Origin of the sequence: Stenotrophomonas sp. (genome assembly GCF_050737575.1) — a bacterium.
In the GTDB taxonomy this organism is placed as follows: domain Bacteria; phylum Pseudomonadota; class Gammaproteobacteria; order Xanthomonadales; family Xanthomonadaceae; genus Stenotrophomonas.
The window spans coordinates 518,801-539,283 of the sequence record NZ_JBOHXW010000003.1 but is presented as its reverse complement, the minus strand read 5'-3'; the positions used below and the strand labels follow the sequence as shown (position 1 = coordinate 539,283).

Here is a 20,483-nt window from a genome sequence, read left to right as displayed (position 1 = left end):
AACTTGTTGCCATTCACTCCAATGCTGCCCTCACCCCAACCCCTCTCCCGTAAACGGGAGAGGGGCTTTGAGCAGCATTGCGCTGGTGGTTACCAGGTCTTCCGCAGCGGATGCGCTTCGGTGTTGAACACCACGCCGTCGAAATCCAGTGCCGTGGCCGGGGCGAACAGCAGGTAGTAGTACTTGAAGGTTTCGGCGAACAGGAAGCTCTCCATCGAGTCGTCCTTCTCCTTGCTGCGCACGTCCTTCAATGCGGCAAAGCCGTGCTCGGTGCGGGTGTACTTGACGAAGTCGTCAAAGAATTCCTTGCCCATGCCGCGGTAGCGCGCGTCGCCGGTGTAGTGGTGCAGGTAATACGCCGACTCCACGATTTCCGGGCGCAACGCGTAGCTCGGCGAGCGCACTTCCATTGCGGCGTAGTCCAGCGACTCCGGCTCGATGCCGTTCAAGCGCCACATCTTCAGGTTCGATTCCTGCAGGCGCTTGGCGCGATCCAGATCGCCACCCAGTGCCAACAAGCCCGGCATGAAGGCATCCAACGCGCCGTAGGTCGATGAGGTGCGCTTGCCGGTGTCCATGTCGGCGTGGCCGTACCACAGCTCACCTTCGCGCACTTCGTCGGCCAGGTACTGGTTGACCGGGCCGATGTTCTCGTCCCACATGCGCTTGCAGTCTTCGTCGCCGAACAAGTTCCAGCACTTGAGCAGGTACTCGTAGTACGAGTCGATGCCGCCGGCAATCGAGGCATCCTTGTTGGTCCATTCACCTGTTTCGACATTGATGTTCAAGCCGACCAGGCCAATCTTCGAGCGACGGTTGTGGGTTTCCACCAAGGCGCGCTTGGCCTTGTCGTAATACGCCTGCTTGCCGGTGAGCTTGGCCAGGGTGCCGAACTCCAGCAGCAACGTGCCGGTTTCGGCCGGGTTGCTGATCTTGCCGCTGGTCTTGCCGGTGCGCAGGTTGACGTGCGTGTACGGCAGGCCGGTCGGGCTGTCGAACACCGGTGACAGGCGCGTACCGAGGTCATCGGCGAGCTTGAGCAGACGCTCGTCGTTGGTCATCTGGTAAGCCGACAACAGGCCGCCGAGCAGACGGATGGTGACCTCGAAGTTCTGCACCTCGATGTCCTGGTCGAACGAGAGCTGGCTGACGATCAGCTCGCGCGCTTCGTTGGCTTCCTTGTCCAGGCCGAGCAGCAGCAGCGTGTCCAGCGCATCCACCGGCGACATCAGCAGCGGCACCGGATACCAGTCGCGCGGCTTGCCGGTGAGCGGCTTCAGGTCGTCATGGCCCTTGGCGTACTGCATGTAGCCCTGCCAGGCGTGGCGGGTGGCTTCACGCACCTGCTCGGCCATGCGCGCGGCTTCGGCATCGTCCACCACCGGCACTGCGGCGAGCGGGGCGGTTGCTGCGGCGGTCGCCGGGGCAGCGGGAGTGGTGGAAGCGGCGGGCGCGGTTGAGTTGTTGCAGGCGCTGAGCGCCAACATCACGGCGACTACCAACGGGGCACTACGCAGGGCACGGGTCATCATGGGTTCCTCTGGATGGAAGCGTTGTCTTGCGATGAACGGAAGCGGGATGAACGGAAGCGGGATGAAACGGGGGTGGCATGCAGCACGTCGCCCAGGGTATCCAGGCGCAATGCGGCACGTAGTTGGGACAGATCGGCGCGGCTGCGCACGATCACGTCACGGGGTTGACCGGGCAGCAGGTCGAAGGCGTTGTCGTCGAGCTGCACGGCGTTGTTGCCGAAGTCGATCCACACTGCACGCGCAAGCTGCTCGCTGTGCAGACGCAGCCGATAGTGATCGCCTTCGGCCTGCAGTTCGGCGTGTACGGCATTGCGGGTCAATGCCTGTTCTTTGGCGGCAGCGAAATAGACGATGCGCTGCGCCAGCAGCGTGTCGCCGCTCAGCAACTCGAACACCGCCAGCGTGCGCGTTGGATCAGCCCCCTCAAGCAGGGCAGCATCCTTGAAGCGCGCAAACGCCGTCGCCGCCAGTGGCGCCAGGGTCACCGCCTGCTGCTGTTGCTGCAGAACACGGCCATCGACATCCATCACCCGATAACGCAGCTGTGCTTCCAGCGGCGCGCGGCCGTCGTTGAGCAGGCTGACCCGGGTTTCGCCGGCATCACGCAATGCGGCCACGGCCACATCGGCGAAGAAGCGACGCGCATGGAAATGCAGCGCCTTCCAGTTGCCGAAGTAATCCACGCTCGACCAGGATGCACCCGGCCACACATCGTTGAGCTGCCAGTACAGCGAGCCCATCGTGTACGGGCGCGAGGCACGATGATGCAGCGCCGCCAACGCGATGCCTTCGGCCTGCATCACCTGGCTGAGATAGACGAAGTCGCCAAAAGTACGCGGCGTGCCGTATTCCATCTCGATGTAATGCAGCAGCCGTTCGTTGCCCTTGCCCGCCATGAACTTCTGGTGGGCGCGGATCACCTCGCCCTCCACCTGCTGTTCCTGCCTGCTCGCAAACGCATCCACGGTGGACAGCTGCGGCCAGGCCTGCAGGCCGTACTCGGACATGAAGCGCGGCGTCTCGTTCAAGTACGCCGTCACCGGCAACGCCGGGCCGCCCCACACGTCCCAATAGTGCTTGTCGCCACGACGTGAATCGTTGGCCTTGCTGTCCAGATCATTGCTTGGCGAGCTGGACCAGTACGGCACGCCCAACCCTTCTTCGGCGACGACCTTGCGCAGGTCATTGCCGAACAGATCGACATAGCCCTGCCACACCTTCGCCGCGAACGCGGGATCGGCGTCCCGCAGCGTCTTGCCGTGGCCCCAGTCCTTCCACGCAGTTTCTTCTTCGTTGTTGCCACACCACAGCACGATGCTCGGGTGATGCCGCAACCGACGAATGTTGTCGCGTGCCTCGGCCACCACGTTGCTGCGGAATGCGGGGTCATAACCGGGCTGCATGCCACCGCCGAACATGAAGTCCTGCCAGACCAGCAGGCCCAGCTCGTCGGCGATATCGAAGAACGCATCGTCTTCGTAATAACCACCGCCCCAGTTGCGCAGCATGTTCATGTTGGCATCGCGCGCGGCCTGCAGATCGCGACGCAGGTGCTCGCGCGTGACCCGCGCCGGAAACGCATCGAACGGAATCACGTTCGCGCCCTTGGCAAACACCGGCACGTCGTTGATCACGAAGGCGAAGCCCTGCCCGCCGTCGGTGTCTTCGTCGCGCTGCAGTTTCACCGTGCGCAGTCCGGTGCGAATACTGGCGTTGTGTTCGTCGCGGCGACCACCGTCCACCCGCGCCTGCACGGTGTAGCGATCCTGCGCGCCGTAACCGACCGGCCACCAACGTCGCGGCTGCGCGATGCGCACCGGCAGCTGCAGTTCATTGCTGCCCGGCTGCAATGCGGCGTCGCGTTCAACGCGTGCAACGCGCTTTCCGTCCGGATCCAGCACGTCCACCACGACCGTGGCCTTGCCAGCCGCGTCGGCCTGCTCCAGCTGCAGCAGCACGCTCAGCTCGGCGTGCTGCGCATCGAGCGCATCGGTGCGTACCGCCAGATCGGTGATGCGGTTGTCGTCCCAGCTCTGCAGTTGCACCGCGCGCCAGACACCGGCGGTGACGTAACGCGGGCCCCAGTCCCAACCAAAGTGATACGCGGGCTTGCGCACGAAGTTGCCGACCATCGCATCCTTCGGCTCATCGCCATAGGACGAGGGATAGTTGCCGGCAATCTTGTTCGGCATCGCCTGCACCTGCGGCAGCAAGCTGCGGATCGGCGAACGAAACACGATGCGCAGTTCGTTGTCACTGGCCTTCAAGCGGCCATCGACGCGCGCCTGCCAGGTGCGGTGCGCGTTGTTGGCGCTCAACAACGGCGCGCCGTTGAGGCTCACCTCGGCGAACGTATCCAGCCCATCGAAGCGCAGCTCGCTGTGGCGCTTTGCCAGCGTCGCCGCATCCACGTCAAACCGTGCACGGTATTCCCAGTCGCCCAGGCCGATCCACTGCAGCTTGGCTTCGGCAGCGCCCACATACGGATCGCCGATCACGCCAGCGGCCATCAGATCGGTATGCACGCTGCCCGGCACCGTTGCCTGTTTCCACGCATCCATGCCCGGATGCGCCTGCAGCTGCGCATCACCCGGCAGCAGGCGGAAGCTCCACTGCGCCTGCAATGGTGCAGCCAGTGCGGGCGCAGTGCAGGTCAGCCATAGCGCGCACAGCAACAACGTGCGACATACGCGCTGCGCATGAATTTGTATCGATCCAAATTTTGAGTGCGCCTGCTGCATGCTGCTTCCTCTTTGTTGCTGCTTCCGGTTTGTCTTTTCGAGTAGCAACGGCTGTCAAACCGTCTTCAACAAAAATCTGAAACTGCGCGTGTTCTGAAGTTCACTGCTGAAGCGGGGAGCAGGAGCCATCCCCGCCTTCGCGGGGATGACGACTGAACGTTTGGCTGCGGTCTTCGTCAGCCCGCGCGCACCACGTTCAACACTTCGTGGCAGGCGCCCATGGTGTGGTAATCGGTCTTGCCGGCCGGGCTCTTTTCGTCGCTGTACTTGCGGTTGTCGGCATCAAGAATGCGGAACCAGGCGCCGTAGCGGTGATCCACCAAGTGTTCCCAGGAGTACGCCCACAACCGGTCGTACCACTGCCAGTAGCTCGCATCGCCAGTACGCTTTGCCAGCAACGCGGCAGCGGCCAGCGATTCGGCCTGCACCCAGAAATACTTGTCGTCGTCGCAGACAAAGCTGTCGTCGCCGATGGCCGCGCCATCCATGCCCGGCTGACGACGCGCTTCCGGCGCGAAGCCGTAATACAGGCCGCCGCGTGCCTCGTCCCACGAACAGGCCATCGCCGTGTCGAACAGATGACGCGCGGTCGGCACCAGCCAATCGGCATCGACGTGGCGGTCGAGAATCATCAGCAACTTGGCCCATTCGGTCTGATGACCGGGCTGGAAGCCCCACGGGCGGAACAGATGCTTGGGATTGTCGAGGTTGTAATCCCAGTCGATATTCCACTCGGTGTCGTAGTGCTCCCACACCAGCCCGCCGGCCTTTGCGGCCTGGGCACGGGTCATGTTGTCGGCCAGCTGCAGTGCGCGTTGCAGATAGCGCTCTTCACCACTGGCCTCGAACGCGGCCAGCATCGCCTCGCACATGTGCATGTTGGCGTTCTGGCCGCGGTAGCCGGTGAAATTCCACTGCGCATCGGCTTCGTCGCGATACAGGCCGTGCTGCGGTTCCCAGAAGTGACGTTCCAGCAGCTGCCAGGTTTCGTCCATCCATTCGCGGCCCTGCGCGATGCCGGCCTTCAAGGCGCAGCTATAGGCCAGCAACACGAACGCCACGCCGTAGCAGTGGTTCATGTCGTCTTCGACCTTGCCGTCACGCAGTGTCCACGCATAGCCGCCACTGGCCGGATTGCGGTGCACGTTGCGCAGGTAATCCACGCCGTGCTTCACCGCGTCCAGGTATTCGGCATTGCCGTACTCGCGGTAGGCCATGGCGTAGTTGAAGACGAAGCGGGTGCTGCTGACCAGGTGACGATGGCTGGCGTCGTAAACGCTGCCGTCGTCGCGGTAGTAATGGAAAAAACCACCCTGCGGGTCGATGCAATGCGGATGGTAGAAGGCCATCGTGTCGGCGATATGCCCACGCAGGAAAGCCGGGGAGCGGAAATCGGGAGCAGTGGTATTCATGCGATGGCGTCCTGTTGCAGCAGCAGTTGTTGCACTTCGTGCAGGCTGGGCATGGCGGCAAACGCGCCCTTGCGGGTAACGGCCAACGCACCGACCGCGGCGGCAAAGCGCAGCGTGTCGGCAATGGCCTGCGGGTTTTCGCAGAACGTGGCAAAGCCGGCACCGGCACCGCCGCGCTCGCTGAGCCCGACCAGCACGCCGCCGACAAACGCATCGCCGGCCGCCGTGGTGTCCACCGCATCAACCCGGAAGCTGGGTACTTCGCCATTGGCCTGACGGGTGTACCAGCGCAGCGCGCCGGCACCGTCGGTGACGATCACCCAACGCGCACGCGCGCCGAGCAAACGCATCAGCACCTGCACTTCCCCGTCTTCACCCAGCGGCTGTGCCAGGTAGTCGAGTTCCTCGCGCGACAGCTTGACCAGCTCGGCACGTTCCAGCGCCTGCCACAGCCACGGCGTCGGATCGACCTCGGCCGGCCACAGCGCCGGGCGCAGATTCAGATCCAGGCTGACCACCGCACCGGCAGCGCGCGCGCGATCCATGCCAACGAAGGTCGCTTCCGCGATGGCCGGCTCGGTCAGGCTGTTGGAGCAGACATGGAAGCAGGCGGTGTCGTCGAAACACGCTGCCTGGAAATGCTCACTGCGGAACAGCAGGTCGGCGGCCGGCGGCCGGTAGAAGCTGAAACTGCGCTCGCCACTGGCGTCCAGCGCAACGAAGGCCAGCGCGGTTTTGGCGGCGTCGGTGCGCACGATGCAGTCGGTCTTCACGCCAGCTTCTTCCAGGCTCTCGGCCAGGAAATCACCAAACATGTCACGGCCCAGCATGCCGGCGAAGTGGCTGCTGGCACCCAGCCGTGCGGCCGCCACGGCGACGTTGGCGGGCGCCCCACCGGCGTACTGCAGGAACGCGCGCGGCGTCTCCGGCGAGGCCGGCGGCTGCGCTAGTAGATCGATCAAAATTTCGCCGAAACAAACAATCTTGCCCATCTGGCCTCAGCCTCCCTGGCCGTTGCCGGTACGGGCACGCGAGCCCACCAGACCGTAGAAAATGACGTAGCCGTAGCAGAGCAGCGGCACGATGAAAGAGTGATGCAGACCAATGCGGTCGGCCAGCACGCCCTGCAGCAGCGGGATCACGGCACCGCCGACGATGGCCATGATCAACAGGCTGGACGCTTTGTTGGTCAGCGGCCCCAAACGCTCGATGCCCAGCGCGAAGATGGTCGGGAACATGATCGAGTTGAACAGGCCGGTGGCGACGATGCAGTACAACGCGGTCTGTCCGGCGGACATCAAGGTCAGCGCCAGCAGCACCACGTTCGCCACGGCAAACCCCGCCAGCAGCTTGCGTGGCGACAAGCGCACCAGCAGTGCCGAACCGGCGAAGCGGCCGATCATCGCGCCGCCCCAATACAACGAGACGTAATTGGTGGCCTGCTGCTCGGTCAGCCCGCCGATCTCCGGCATCGACAGATAGTTGACCAGGAAGCTGCCGATCGACACTTCCGCACCCACGTAGAAGAAGATCGCCAACACGCCGAACAACACATGCGGCTGACGCAGCGCATCCATCAAGGTGTGATGACCCGTATCCGCCTGTTCGGTGGCCTCGGACAACGGCGGCAGGCGGAACAGGTAAACAAACACCGCCAGCAACACCAGCGCGATGGCCAGGCCAACATACGGGCCCTGCACCGACTGCGCTTCAGCGACGCGGTAGGCCAACTGTTCGGCGGCCGGCAATGCGTCGATCTGTTCGCTGCTCTTGACCGTGGTGCCGAGGATCAGCAAACCGCCAAACAACGGCGCCAAGGTGGTGCCCAGCGAGTTCAGCGCCTGCGCCAGCGTCAGCCGGCTGGACGCGGTCTGCTCGGGCCCAAGCAAGGCGACGTAGGGATTGGCAGCGACCTGCAACACGGTGATGCCGGTGGCCAACACGAACAGCGAGGCGAGGAAGCCTTCGTAGACGCGCAAGGTCGACGCCGGCCAGAAGCCCAGCGCACCGATGCCGGCGATCACCAATCCGGCAACGATGCCGTTCTTGTAACCGAGCCGCGCCACCAGGCGACCGGCCGGCAACGACATCAGGAAGTACGCACCGAAGAAGGTGAACTGCACCAGCATCGCGCGGGTGTAGTTCAACTCGAACACGGCCTTCAGGTGCGGAATCAGCACATCGTTGAGGCTGGTCAAAAAGCCCCACATGAAGAAGATGGTGGTGGCCACCGCCAGCGCCATCCGGGGATTGACCACCGAGGCGGACGAGCCGGTCGTTTTCAGCGGGGTTGTGGGTATGGCCATGCGCGTTGCGCCTCGGTGCGATGTGCGGTGGAAAGGAAGGGGAAAAGAATCAGACAGGCCGTGCAGCGCTGCTTTCGCGGATACGCAACTGCACCGGCGCGACAGTGCGCATCGGTGCGGCATCGGGGTGATCCAGTCGTTGCAGCAGCAAGGCAGCGGCTTGGCGGCCACGCTCGCGCGGATCCGCCGTCAAGGTGGTCAGCGGTGGCACCGCGACGGCGGCTTCGGAGATGTCATCGAAGCCGGTCACCGCGAAATCACCGCCCGGGCGAATGCCACGCGAGGTCAGGCCCAGCATCAAGCCAAGCGCGACGGTGTCGTTGTAGCAAACCGCAGCACTGGGACGCTGCTCGCTGTTGAACAACTCGCCGGTGCGCGCGGCCGCTTCCAGACGATTGGGTGCCGATTCAATCAACCACTCCATGCGTACCGACAAGCCGGCTTCATTCAAGGCCTGCTGATAGCCCAAACGGCGCTGCGCGCAGGAGCTGGACACCGCATGCCCACCGAAGAACGCGATATCGCGATGGCCGCGTTCGATCAGATGACGCGTCGCCATGTAGGCGCCGTTCTGGTTGTCGAGCGTGAGGAAGTCCCACTCGGCACCGGCCAGTTCACGGTTGAACAACAGCACGTTGGCATGCACGCCAAGCACCTGCGTCAGCGCCTGCGTGTCGCTGCCTTCGGCCGGCGAAAGAATGAAGCCGGTGGGCGTGTGTTCCATCAGGGTCGACAGCACCGCCTGCTGGCGTTCGGGTGATTCGCCGGTGCTGCCGAGCAGGGTCACATAGCCCTTGCTGCCCAAGGCCTCGTCCACGCCCGATGCGAATTCGGCGAAGAACGGGTTGGACAGATCATTGATGACCAGCGCAATCGATGACGAAGTACGACGCCGCAGATTGGCCGCGGTACGGTTGTACACATAGCGCTGACGTCGCAACTCGGCCTCGACCTTGGCCCGCGTATCGACGTTGACCAACGGGCTGCCACGCAACACCAGCGACACGGTTGCCCGCGACACACCCACCGCCTGCGCGATATCGGTGACGGTGACGGCCCGCTTGCCGGCCTTGCGGACGCCCTTGCTGGCGCCAGGAGATTTCTCGTTCATCGTTTCCGCTGGATGGTGTGGGTGCGCCAAGCCTAATGGATCGCCCGGGCGCGCATCGGCGCCCGCTGTTGCCATGACCGGCTTGGTGCGTTCATTGCTCACTGCAGGGCGCTGCCCGGGGTGGCGCAGTACGAGACCGGCAGATCCGACACCGCGGTGCCCCAGCCCTGCTCCGGCGCCTGCGCACCCAGTGCGAAGCGCAGCGTGCCGCCCTGACGCAGCTGTTCCCAATCCAGCCACACCTTCTGCTGCGGCTTGCCGTTGAACTGCACGTTCTGGATGTACTGCAGACTGCGGCCATCGGCGCCGGGCGCCTGCAACGTCAAGGTATTGCCGTTACCCAGCTTGATCTGCGCATTGCTGAAACGCGGTGCATGCAGCAGCAGCTCGCCGCTACCCGGCACGGCGGGGTACAGCCCCAGCGCGCTGAACAGGTACCAGGCCGACATCGTGCCCAGGTCGTCATTGCCGGTAACGCCGTTGGGCGCATTGGTGAACAACTGCTGCGCGGCGCGCACCACGGTGGCGGTCTTCCACGGCTGGCCGATCAGCGTGTACATCCACGGTGCGTGCAGGTCCGGCTCGTTGTTCGGGTTGTAGCGGTACTGGTTGTAATAGCTGTACGGACCAACCACCCATTCCTTGCGCGCGGCGGTGAGCGGCGCTTTCAGCAGATCGTCATAGGCGAAGAATGCATCCAGACGCTCGCCGGCCTTTTCACGGCCATGCATCGCCGCGACCAGGCCCGGCACGTCCTGCTGCACCAGCCACTGGTACTGCCAGCCGGTGCCTTCGTGGAAGCCGTGCTGCGAGCGCGGGCTGTAATGGCCATCGGCCGGCGTATACCACTTGCCATGCTCATCGCGCGGACGCGGGAAACCGCTGAAGCCGGTCTCGGTATCGCGCACGTCCACATCCCACAGCTTGTGCCAGTTGCCGCCGCGTTCGCGCAGCACCTTTGCGTCATCGGCGTGACCGAGGCCATCGGCCATCTGCGCCAGCGCGCAATCGGCCAGTGCGTATTCCAGGGTGGCCGAGCCACCGTGGTGCGGATCCACATCCATGCCCTTGGACGGGAAGGCGCGGTCGTAGGCGACATAGCCGTTGGCCAGGTAACTGGCATTGCCCGAGCGGCCGGCAAAACGCGAGTTCATCGGCGGCATCGAGAACGCATTGCGACGCAGCGCATTCCACGCATCGGTCTCACGGCCGGTCAACGCACCAAAGCGCCACAGGTCCACCAGGAACGGCGTCACCGGGTCGCCGGTCATGATGTTGGTTTCAAAATTCGCATAGCCCCAGCGCGGCAGCCAGCCACCCTGTTCGTCGATGGCCAGCACGCTGCGGCCGATATCACGCGCCACGTCCGGACGGGTCATCGCCAGCCACTGGTTCTGCGTGCGGTAGGTGTCCCACAGCGAGAAATATTCGTAATACGTCCAGCCATCCGCGCGATGGATGCCATCGTCATAACCACGGTAACGACCATCGGCATCACTGCCGGTCATCGGCTGCAGCAGTGCGTGGTACAGCGCGGTGTACAGCACGGTGCGATCGTCGGCGTTGCCGCCCTGCACCTGCACCGCATCCAGTTCCTTGCGCCAGGCCTGCTGCGCCAGCGTGCGCATGCGATCAAAACCCAGCAGCGCATTGCCCTGCATGCCATCGGCGCGCAGGTTGTTGCGCGCACCTTCGGCATCGACGTGCGAGATGGCGCTGGTGGCGGTCACCGCACGGCCATCGGCCAGATCAAAACTCAGCCACGCACCGTTGGGCTTGGCCTCGCCTTCCATGCTGTGACGCGCATTGGGCAGGCCGCCGGCTTCACCCCAGGTGCCGTGCGCCTTGAACGGGCGGTCGAACTCGATACGGAACCAGGTGGTGTACTGGTGGCCGCCACAGAAACTCTTGGTTACCAGCTTGCCTTCCACCACGCGGTCGCCGACCACGTCAACGACGCTGCCAATCACCGAATGCCGCTCGTTGGCCTGGCCGACGTTGACCAGCACATGGCCCTGGTCGCTGCTGGCGCTGAAGGTGTAGCGCTCGCTGGCAGCACGGGTGCGCGCGGTGGTTTCCACGTCGATGCCGCCGTAGTTGGTCAGGCGCACTTTGTAGTAACCGGCCTGTCCGACTTCGCCGTCATGGCTGTAGCTGGAGGCGTAATTCTTGTGGTCGAAATGCTTGGCGTTGGCCGTGTCGAAATCACCGCCCGGGCCGATGCTGCCGGTCACCGGCAGTACCGACACCTGACCGCCCTGCTCCCAGCAACCGGCGCCGGAAATGAAGGAATGCCCGAAGCCGCGGATCTTCTCGTCGTCATAGCGCCAGCCGGCGTAGTGGCTGCCTATGGGGCTGACCTGGATCAGCCCGAACGGCGCCGACGCTCCCGGGAAGGTGTTGCCGTCGTCCTTGCTGCCGATGAAGGTGTTGACCTCACGCTCCAACCCGGCCGGCGCGGCCTGCAACAGCGGCGCGAACGACAGCGCCAGCAAGCAGGCCAGGCCCGCCAACGGGCGGCGCACGGGGTGAAGGATGGTGGCGGACGGCATGCGGCTCATGTGCTGGATCCTGTGGGTCGATGTCGATGGAGTGAAAGGGTGGTCCGGCCGAAGCCGGACCGCTGATACCCGGCCCGCCCGGTGAGGGACGGGGGAGAGAGTGCCGGGATCAGGAAGGCAACACGCGCTGCCCTTGTGCAAAGTTGGCAACAGCGTCGATATGTCGGCAAATGGGGCGGATCACTACGCTATCTCCTTGATTAGGCGGCCAGGAAAGCAGTTTTCTCTGCGATCCAGACCTCCTCCCCGGAGAATTTAGATCGATTTAAGTAAAGCATGGGAATTTCTGCAGATGCATTCTGCGGCGCAGCATCGGGCGGCCGGAAAGGCGAATTTCAGCCGATAAAGCCGCAACCATGCTGAGCTGAGGGCTTCTTCCGGCCAACGCCCGACCGAGCAGGATCCGCTTTCGCCCCCTCCCTTTCGGGGAGGGCCGGGGAGGGGTGCCTTTGATTCGGGTCCGGACACTCAACGCCAAGCAAAAAACGAAAGCCCCCTCCCCGGCCCTCCACTGCGCGTTGCACAAGGGAGCGGGCAAAACCGTTGCGCCCTTCGACCCGATCCAAGCCACCACCGCCTGCCACGCCCCCGCCACACACCTGGCCATATTGCGTAGCAGCATGCGTACCCCACCCCGGCTGTGCTAAAAATTCCGCGCCAATCGTTTAGATCGATCCAAATCGAACGACCGCGATTGCCGGAAATGATGGAAGACACAGGGGCCTGATCCGCCATGGCCGAAACGCCATGTACCAGGCACCCTGCGCCCACTGAAGTCGGCTTCAAAAATTAGATCGATTCAAGTTTCCGCAACAATCCACGTATTCAATCCAGGAGAGGGGAATGAAACAGAACGCACGCACGCATGGCCGCGACACGCTGTACGCCGCCATCGCCATTGCACTGTCCGCAGCCATGCTGCCGGCCAGCGCTTTCGCACAGCAAGCCGGCACCGCTACGCCGTCGCCCAGCGCCACCACGCTCGACAGCGTCAACGTCACCGGCTACCGCTACGCCATCGAAAAAAGCCTTGAGCAGAAGCGCGATGCCAACGCCGTGGTGGAAATAATCACCGCCGAAGACGTGGGCAAATTCCCCGACAAAAACGTGGCCGACGCGCTGCAGCGCGTGCCCGGTGTGATCATCACCCGCAGCGGTGGTGAAGGTAAAAACGTCAGCGTGCGCGGCCTTGCGCCCGACCTCACTCTGACCCAGTTGAACGGCAACTACGTCGCCACCTCGGAAACCAACAACGAAGCCTCGCGCTCGTTCAATTACACCTTGCTGCCGTCCAACATGTTGTCGGCCGCCGAGTTGTACAAAACGCCGGAAGCCCGCATTGAAGAAGGCGGCATCGGCGGCACGGTCATCCTGCGCACGCGCCGTCCGTTGGACATGGAAGCCAACTCCGGCTTCGCCAGCATCGAAGGCACCTCGTCCGACACCACCAGCGGTATCGACCCGCAGGCCTCGGCGATGTACTCCTGGCACAGCAAGGACGAACGCTTCGGTGTGTTGGTCGGTGCCACCCAGCAGAACCGTCGCAGCCGCACCATGGAGGCCAGCACCGAGGACTGGCAGTGGTACAGCGACCGCCTCGATGCCAATGGCAACGTCAGCCACAACTACACCTGGGATGAGCCGGGCACCACCCGCGACCCGGCGACTGACGTGCACGGCAACCGCCTGCCCAAGGCCTCGCAGTTCTGGGGCCGCTCCGGCATCTACGATCAGAACGGTGGGCATTACTCCGGCTTCTTCATGCCCACCTCGGTGAACTTCGCGGTGAAGGACGAGAAGCGCGAGCGCAGCGGCGGCCAGTTGACTTTCCAGTTCAAGCCGGTCGACAACGTCACCATGACCGCCAACTACTTCCGCTTTGAGCTGGAAGGCAATTACACCCAGAACATGCTGAAGGTTCCGGAATGGAACCTGGCGCGCGTCGCTGGCGATGGCAACTGGGAGGGCGGCCGCCTGCTCAACGGCTTCACCATGGACCCCAGCGGCACCATCGTCACCGGTGCCGAGTACGAGAAGCTGGCCGGCAAGACCTATATCTGCAGCGAAGACGAAGCCAAGGCAGCCGGTCTGCCGGGCGGCGGTTGGGGCCCGGACGACTGCACCATTCCCACTCCGCAGCTGACCGGCACCTATAGCCGCGAAAAAGCGTTGTCGCAGACCGCCGACTTGAGCGTGGACTGGGATATCAGCCCGCTATGGAAAGCATCGTTCGCCGGCGGCCGCACCTGGTCCGAAGGCGGCCCGTCGATGAGCTTCCGCATGTCGGCCAAGCCACGCCGCAAGGTCGATGGCGTGTGGCAGAGCGGCAACCAGTACAGCGCGTGGGACATCACCGGCACGCCGTCGGCGACGTTCTCACCGGACCTGCAGCAGCAGCTGATGAACGGCGTGGCCGAAGTGGACACCGGCTCCACCGACTCGTCGTGGATGCAGACCAGCATCAAGCAGAACCACTTCCAGGCCGACTTCAGCAAGCTGTTTGAAAACGGCTGGCTGGATTCGTTCCAGTTCGGCGCCAAGTACAGCGACGGCAAGGTGCATCGCAACACCGGCAACACCTATTGGGTGTGCCCGGGCGCCGACCCGAGCGACTACAGCAAGCGCTACCAGGCCGGTTGCGACCCCACTGCCGGCGTCGCCCAGCCGGGCTTCTTCCTGTCGCAGCCGATCGGCAATCTCGCTGGCGGCTTCAATGCCAATGTATTCCCGGGCATCAACTACCCGGCCTACATCGACTATCTCAACAAGACCTACGGCGCAGCACAGAGCCGTCGCGAAGACGACTTCGTCTACAACGTAGGTGAGAAGGTCTACAGCGGCTACTTCCAGGCCAACTTCCGCACCGAACGCGTGCGCGGCAACGTCGGCATCCGCGTGGCCCGCACCAAACAGCACGCCGAGTCCAGCGATTCAGTCGAGCGCTTCATCGACTACTGGGCGGACAACAGCGCCGGCACGCCGATGGCCTGCAATGACCCGGGCGCCGGTGCATTCCTCGACGCGGGCCTGGGCTACCAGTGCGAAAACGACCTGATCCGCGTGCCGGACGCATTGGCCCGCACCAAGTCCTATGAACTGGCTTCGCTGGACAAGACCTACACCGACATCCTGCCCAGCTTCAACATCGCCTGGGACATCACCGACAACCTCGTGCTGCGCGGTGCAGCGTCCAAGGTGATTGCACGCCCGGGCTACACCTCCATCGCCTACCCCGGCGGCTTGAGCTACTACAGCGAGGAGTACAGCAACGACCGCCTGGTCACCGGCGGCACCACCAACCCGGGTTGGTACGGTTCGGGCAGCAACAAGGATCTGGATCCGTTTGAAGCGATCCAGTACGACCTCAGCCTGGAGTGGTACTTCAAGCCGGGCGCAGTGGCCGGTGTCGGTCTGTTCCGCAAGGACGTGAAGAACTTCACCATCGGCGTGGAGCGCGACGTGACGATGGACGTCGGCGGGCAGACGGTGACGGTGCAGAACTACGGGACCGTCGCCAACGGCCGTGATGCGGTGTCGCAGGGCGTCGAACTGTACGGTCAGTACACCTTCGACTTCGGCTTTGGCATCCAGGCCAACTACACCTACAACGACACCAACATGGCATCGGTCGAGATCAACGGCGAAACCATCGGTGAATCCCCGCTGGTCGGCAGCGCCAAGAACCAGGCCAACGTCACCGTGTTCTACGAGAACGCCCGCTTCCTGGCGCGCGCCTCGTACAACCGTCGCGGCGAAGTGGTGGGTGACATCAACAACGGCTTCAACGCCTACAGCGAGCCCTACGACCAGCTGGACCTCAACGCGGCCTTCAACATCCGCGAGGACCTGACCCTGAGCGCTTCGGTGCTGAACGCCACCAAGTCCGAGCAGCGCATCCATCTGGGCAACGACACCAAAGCCCGCCTATTGTCCAACAGCTATGCAGGTCGTCAGCTATACATGGGCCTGACCTGGAAGTTCTAAGCCTCACCCCCCGCGCCCACGCGCGGGGCGCTCCTCCACGGCAGTCGCGCTGGTATCAGGCGACTGCCGTTTCTTTTGGGGGAAAGCGAAGAGTGGCAGTTGCCAGCGAACTGCAGCTGCCAGCGAACTGCATTGGATTTTCCCTTCTCCCGCGTGCGGGAGAAGGTGCCCGAAGGGCGGATGAGGGGTGCTGTTGCTGTTGCTCTTCAACCACAAATCCAAGCAGCACTCTGCCGTCCCTGAAAGCAAAGCTGAGGGCTGCCCTCACCCCACCCCCTCTCCCGTAAAAACGGGAGAGGGGCTTCAGGCAAACGCTCAAAGCACGATCACGTCAACGCCGTCATCACCGCTTTGCGATACGCCGCCCGCTGTTTCAACCGCTCATACCACGCAGCAAGATGCGGCAACTCCGGCCGCTGGATCGGCATTTCAAACCACGCATAGGCAAACGCGCCCAGCGGAATATCGCCCATCGCAAACGTCTCGCCCGACAACCAAGGCTGCCGCTCCAACTCCGCATCCGCCAGCACCAACAACTCACCACAGCGCTGCAGGGCCGACGCAATACGCACTTCATCGCGATCGGCCGGCGCGGTCCGCAACGTGCCCCAGAACAGATCACGGAATGGCACCGCGAACGTCGACGTGGTCCAGTCCATCCACTTCTCGCTCTGCGCGCGTTGCACCACGTCTTCCGGATACAACGTACCCAGCGCATAGCGCGCGCTCAGGTAACGCACGATGGCATTGGACTCCCACAACGGCAGGCCGTGATCCTCGATCACCGGCACCAGCCCATTGGGATTCATCGCGCGATACTCCGGCGTCTGCGTGCCGCCAAACGCGCCGCCCACTTCAATCGACTCGTACGGCAGGCCGATCTCCTCCGCGCACCACAGCACCTTGCGCACATTGCTGGAATTGCGTCGTCCCCAGATCTTCAGCATCCGCCCTGCTCCTCAATCAATCGTCCGCGCAGTCTACTAGCGCTCACTGCGCGCGCCCTTGCGTGGCAGCGCACGCACCGACTGCACCTTGCCCACTTTCTTCAACTCGAACAGACCAATCGCGACGATCAGGTCGCTCAACTTGCGATAACCGTAGTTGCGCGAATCAAACGACGCCCGATTGGCAATCTGATTGCCCACCGCACTGAGCATCGCCCAGCCCTGCTCATCGGCCGCCGCCTCCACCGCACCGCGCAACAGGTTGACCAATCGCGCGTCGCCGCGGAGATCGTTACCCGAACGCGGCTTGATCGGCTCCGCGGCCGGTGACGCCGCTGCGCTCTCCGCGCCACTGCTTGCGGCAGGCACCGCTGCCGCACTACTGGCCGGCTCCGCAGCCACCTCCGGCAGATCAGGCTCGGTGTTTCCCAGCGCTTCCAGATAGATGAACTTCGAGCACGCATTGACGAACGCCAACGGCGTTTTCTGCTCGCCAAAGCCGTACACCTTCAAGCCATCGGTCAACAGCCGCATCACCAACGGAGTGAAATCCGCATCGCTGGAAACGATGGCGAAACCGTCCAGGTTCCGCGCATACAGCAGGTCCATGCCGTCCACCACCATCGCCATATCCGACGCGTTTTTCCCCTTGGAATACGCGAACTGCTGGATGGGCCGGATCGCGAACTCATGCAGCACGCTTTCCCATCCTTTCAGGCGTGGATTCTTCCAGTCGCCATAGGCGCGGCGCACGTTGGCCACGCCATAGCCAGCCACTTCCACCAGGATCTCGTCGATCTTCGATGCCGGCGCGTTGTCGGCATCAATCAACAGTGCAATTCGCTTCTCGGGCTCGGACACGTTGCGCTCCATGACAAAAGGCTGAGCACCAGTATCACCAACTCGTGTTCACGCCATGTCACATGCAATCATCGTCGGCGCCTGTTATCGCCATTGCCGGCTCGCCGGCCCCAAGGAGCGTCCATGCCACACGACCCAGTGCCCCATCTGGTCATCGTCGGCGGCGGTTTTGCCGGCCTGTGGGCCACCCGCGCCCTCGCCAGTGCCCCGCTGCGCATCACCCTGATTGACCGGCGCAACCATCACCTGTTCCAGCCGCTGCTCTATCAGGTCGCCACCGCAGGCTTGTCCTCGCCGGATATCGCCGCGCCGCTTCGCCACATCCTGCGCAAGCAACACAACGTCGATGTACGCCTGGGTGAAGTGGTTGCGGTCGACAAGCAACAGCGTCGCGTACTGCTGGGCGATGCCACCGCCGTGGACTACGACCTGCTGGTGGTCGCCAGCGGTGCCACCCACGCGTATTTCGGTCACGACGAATGGGCCAAGGACGCCCCCGGCCTGAAGACGCTGGACGATGCCCTGCTCCTGCGCCGCAAGCTGCTGCTGGCCTTCGAGCGCGCCGAGGCCGAATCCGACCGGGACAAGAAAGCCGCCTGGCTCAGCTTCGCCGTGGTCGGTGGCGGCCCCACCGGCGTGGAACTGGCCGGCACCTTGGCTGAAATCGCCCGTCACACCTTGAAGAACGAATTCCGCCACATCGACCCGGCCTCGGCCAAGGTGCGGCTGGTGGAAGCCGGCCCACGCGTGCTGTCCTCGTTCCCGGAAGCGCTCTCGCTCAAAGCCCGCCAGCAGCTGGAAAAGCTGGGTGTGGAAGTGCTCACCGGCACGCCGGTAAACAACATCGACGCGCAGGGTTTCCAACTGGGCGACAGCTTCGTACCCGCACGCACCGTGGTCTGGGCGGCCGGTGTTGCCGCCTCACCGTTGGGTCGCACCCTGGACGTCCCGCTGGACCGCGCCGGCCGCGTGCAGGTGCAGCCGGACCTCACTATTCCCGGTCACCCGGAAATCTTCGTGGCGGGCGATCTGGCCTCGCTGATGCAGGACGACGGCCGCCCGGTGCCCGGCGTGGCACCGGCCGCCAAGCAGATGGGCAGCCACATCGCCGACAGCATCCGCGCCCGCCTGCACGACAAACCCGCGCCACCGCCGTTCCGCTATCGCGACCAGGGCAACCTGGCCACCATCGGCCGCATGGCCGCCATCGTGCATGTCGGCAAGCTGCAGCTGTCCGGCCTGCTGGCCTGGTGGTTCTGGCTGGCCGCGCACGTGTTCTTCCTGATCGGCTTCCGCAACCGGCTGGTGGTGCTGCTCAACTGGGGCGTGGCGTATTGGAGCTACCAACGCAGCGCGCGCATCATCCTCGGCAGCCCCTACGAGTCACGCAAACCGGTTACGCCGGAGTCGACGCAGTGACGCCAGCGCGATGATCGCAATGCCGTCGGCGGTTCAGTTCCCGCCGGCGGCAAACTGCTCGAACACCTGCTTGCCGGTCAGCATCGGCGTGTCGTTGGCCAACGTGTAGAACGGCGGCTTTTCATCGATGAAGATCTGGCTGGCCAGCTCGAATTCGTGCTCCTGGAACAGCCCTGCCGACACGAAGTACTCGCCGTCCGGCACCAGCCGGTAATAGAGGGTGCTGCCGCAGGTATCGCAGAACGCACGCTCGGCCCATTCCGAAGAGCGGAACGTCTTCAGCGTGCCGCCGGTGAACTGCACCTTGTCATCGCAATGCACCGCAAAAAACGGCCCACCGGTCCAACGGCGGCACATGCTGCAGTGGCACAGCCCGATCTCACGGGATGCATTGGCGACCACTTCAACCGCGCCGCACAGGCAATGTCCTTTCATCGTCGTCTCCGCTGGTGGATGTAGCGGGGAAATCTAACCCAATCGTGGCGCAGGAATCGGGAGTTCCCGCGTTGAGCCCCTCTCCCACCGGGAGAGGGGTTGGGGAGAGGGTCGGGCCCGCCTGCAGTCATCGCCGGCATTCACATCCGTGCTTCAGCCAATTTTTCCCGGGAAAGAAGGAGGATGCGGATCCCCCGTTCCGGCCCTCGCTCTTTCAACAACAAAAAGGCCCGGGTTTCCCCGGGCCTTTCATTTATTGCCGCTATCGCGCCGTGATCAGGCGGCGAACAGCGCCTTCATCTTCTTCAGCGCGTTGGCTTCAATCTGGCGAATACGCTCGGCCGACACGCCGTACTCATCAGCCAGCTCCTGCAACGTCACCTTGCTGTCGGCATCCAGCCAACGGCGGGCGATGATGTCGCGCGAACGCTGGTCGAGCTTGGCCAGCCCTTCACGCAGCAGGCTCAGCTGGTTGTCTTCGCTGTCTTCACGCTCATAGGCCTGCGACGGATCTTCATCGCGTGCGACCAGATACGCGGCCGGCGACGGCGGCGCATGATCGTCATCGTCATCAGACGAGGCATCAAAGCCGATATCGCGACCGGACAGACGCGATTCCATCTCCATCACTTCACGCTCGGAGACGTTCAGATCCTTGGCCACGGCGCTGACTTCCGCCGCGTTCATCCAACCCAGACGGGTCTTGGACTTGCGCAGGTTGAAGAACAGCTTGCGCTGCGCCTTGGTCGTGGCGACCTTGACGATGCGCCAGTTCTTGAGGATGAACTCGTGCATCTCGGCACGGATCCAATGCACCGCGAAGGACACCAGGCGCACGCCCATTTCCGGGTCGAAACGCTTGACCGCCTTCATCAGGCCGATATTGCCTTCCTGGATCAGATCACCCAGCTGCAGGCCGTAGCCGTTGTAACCGCGGGCCACGTGCACGACGAAACGCAGGTGCGAGTGCACCAGTTCACGGGCAGCGTCCAGATCCACGTCATCGCGGAATCGGCGCGCCAGTTTCTGCTCCTCATCGACCGACAGCACCGGGATCTGGTGCACGGCACCGATATAGGCGTCCAGCGAGCCAAGCGCACTGGGAATCGGGAGATTGTTTGCCACAAGGGCAGTAGAGGCGTTCAGGTTCATAGGATCTCATCTTAGCAGTCCG

Annotated in this window: 13 protein-coding genes; 2 read left to right on the top strand and 11 right to left on the bottom strand. The window is 63.7% G+C overall.

Going from position 1 to position 20,483, the window contains the following annotated elements; genetic code table 11:
• Positions 1 to 89: 89 nt before the first annotated feature.
• From ACREP4_RS08515 to ACREP4_RS08485, 7 genes are all read right to left on the bottom strand, one after another.
• Positions 90 to 1,529 carry a glycoside hydrolase family 47 protein gene (locus ACREP4_RS08515; RefSeq protein WP_431595742.1) on the bottom strand — a complete coding sequence of 480 codons (1,440 nt, stop codon included), beginning with the start codon at positions 1,527 to 1,529 and terminating at the stop codon, positions 90 to 92.
• Complete coding sequence (locus tag ACREP4_RS08510; protein ID WP_431595741.1) at positions 1,529 to 4,273, bottom strand: beta-mannosidase; 2,745 nt, start codon at positions 4,271 to 4,273, stop codon at positions 1,529 to 1,531. The genes ACREP4_RS08515 and ACREP4_RS08510 overlap by 1 nt, the downstream gene beginning before the upstream one ends.
• 176 nt (positions 4,274 to 4,449) lie before the next feature.
• Complete coding sequence (locus ACREP4_RS08505) at positions 4,450 to 5,685, bottom strand: AGE family epimerase/isomerase (protein WP_431595740.1); 1,236 nt, start codon at positions 5,683 to 5,685, stop codon at positions 4,450 to 4,452.
• Positions 5,682 to 6,677 (bottom strand): carbohydrate kinase family protein, encoded by a 996-nt coding sequence (locus tag ACREP4_RS08500; protein WP_431595739.1) that lies wholly within the window; start codon positions 6,675 to 6,677, stop codon positions 5,682 to 5,684. The genes ACREP4_RS08505 and ACREP4_RS08500 overlap by 4 nt, the downstream gene beginning before the upstream one ends.
• 6 nt (positions 6,678 to 6,683) lie before the next feature.
• Positions 6,684 to 7,991 carry an L-fucose:H+ symporter permease gene (gene fucP / locus ACREP4_RS08495; protein ID WP_431595738.1) on the bottom strand — a complete coding sequence of 436 codons (1,308 nt, stop codon included), beginning with the start codon at positions 7,989 to 7,991 and terminating at the stop codon, positions 6,684 to 6,686.
• Positions 7,992 to 8,040: 49 nt separating this feature from the next.
• Positions 8,041 to 9,102 carry a LacI family DNA-binding transcriptional regulator gene (locus tag ACREP4_RS08490; protein ID WP_431595737.1) on the bottom strand — a complete coding sequence of 354 codons (1,062 nt, stop codon included), beginning with the start codon at positions 9,100 to 9,102 and terminating at the stop codon, positions 8,041 to 8,043.
• Positions 9,103 to 9,200: 98 nt separating this feature from the next.
• Entirely contained in the window at positions 9,201 to 11,663 is a 2,463-nt protein-coding gene (locus ACREP4_RS08485; RefSeq protein WP_431595736.1) for a GH92 family glycosyl hydrolase, read from the bottom strand.
• An 843-nt stretch (positions 11,664 to 12,506) separates the two neighbouring features.
• Between ACREP4_RS08485 and ACREP4_RS08480 the strand changes: the two genes are divergently transcribed.
• Positions 12,507 to 15,647 carry a TonB-dependent receptor gene (locus ACREP4_RS08480; RefSeq protein WP_431595735.1) on the top strand — a complete coding sequence of 1,047 codons (3,141 nt, stop codon included), beginning with the start codon at positions 12,507 to 12,509 and terminating at the stop codon, positions 15,645 to 15,647.
• 326 nt (positions 15,648 to 15,973) lie between these two features.
• Here ACREP4_RS08480 and ACREP4_RS08475 read toward each other — a convergent pair whose 3' ends face one another.
• Together ACREP4_RS08475 and ACREP4_RS08470 are read right to left on the bottom strand one after the other, a co-directional pair.
• A complete protein-coding gene (locus tag ACREP4_RS08475; protein WP_431595734.1) occupies positions 15,974 to 16,594 on the bottom strand; it encodes a glutathione S-transferase family protein in 621 nt (206 codons plus the stop codon).
• A 36-nt stretch (positions 16,595 to 16,630) separates the two neighbouring features.
• Positions 16,631 to 17,467: an NYN domain-containing protein gene (locus ACREP4_RS08470; RefSeq protein WP_431595733.1), complete on the bottom strand. Its 837-nt coding sequence runs from the start codon at positions 17,465 to 17,467 to the stop codon at positions 16,631 to 16,633.
• A 111-nt stretch (positions 17,468 to 17,578) separates the two neighbouring features.
• Here ACREP4_RS08470 and ACREP4_RS08465 point away from each other — a divergent pair, with 111 nt between their 5' ends.
• The gene (locus ACREP4_RS08465; protein WP_431595732.1) at positions 17,579 to 18,874 is read left to right on the top strand and encodes an NAD(P)/FAD-dependent oxidoreductase; all 1,296 of its coding nucleotides are present in this window, start codon (positions 17,579 to 17,581) and stop codon (positions 18,872 to 18,874) included.
• 33 nt (positions 18,875 to 18,907) lie between these two features.
• On the opposite strand, the gene ACREP4_RS08460 is transcribed toward ACREP4_RS08465, so the two are convergent.
• On the bottom strand, positions 18,908 to 19,309 hold the full coding sequence (locus ACREP4_RS08460; RefSeq protein WP_431595731.1) for a GFA family protein: 402 nt from the start codon (positions 19,307 to 19,309) through the stop codon (positions 18,908 to 18,910).
• 276 nt (positions 19,310 to 19,585) lie between these two features.
• Positions 19,586 to 20,461 (bottom strand): RNA polymerase sigma factor RpoH, encoded by an 876-nt coding sequence (gene rpoH / locus ACREP4_RS08455; protein ID WP_431595730.1) that lies wholly within the window; start codon positions 20,459 to 20,461, stop codon positions 19,586 to 19,588.
• Positions 20,462 to 20,483 lie beyond the last annotated feature (22 nt).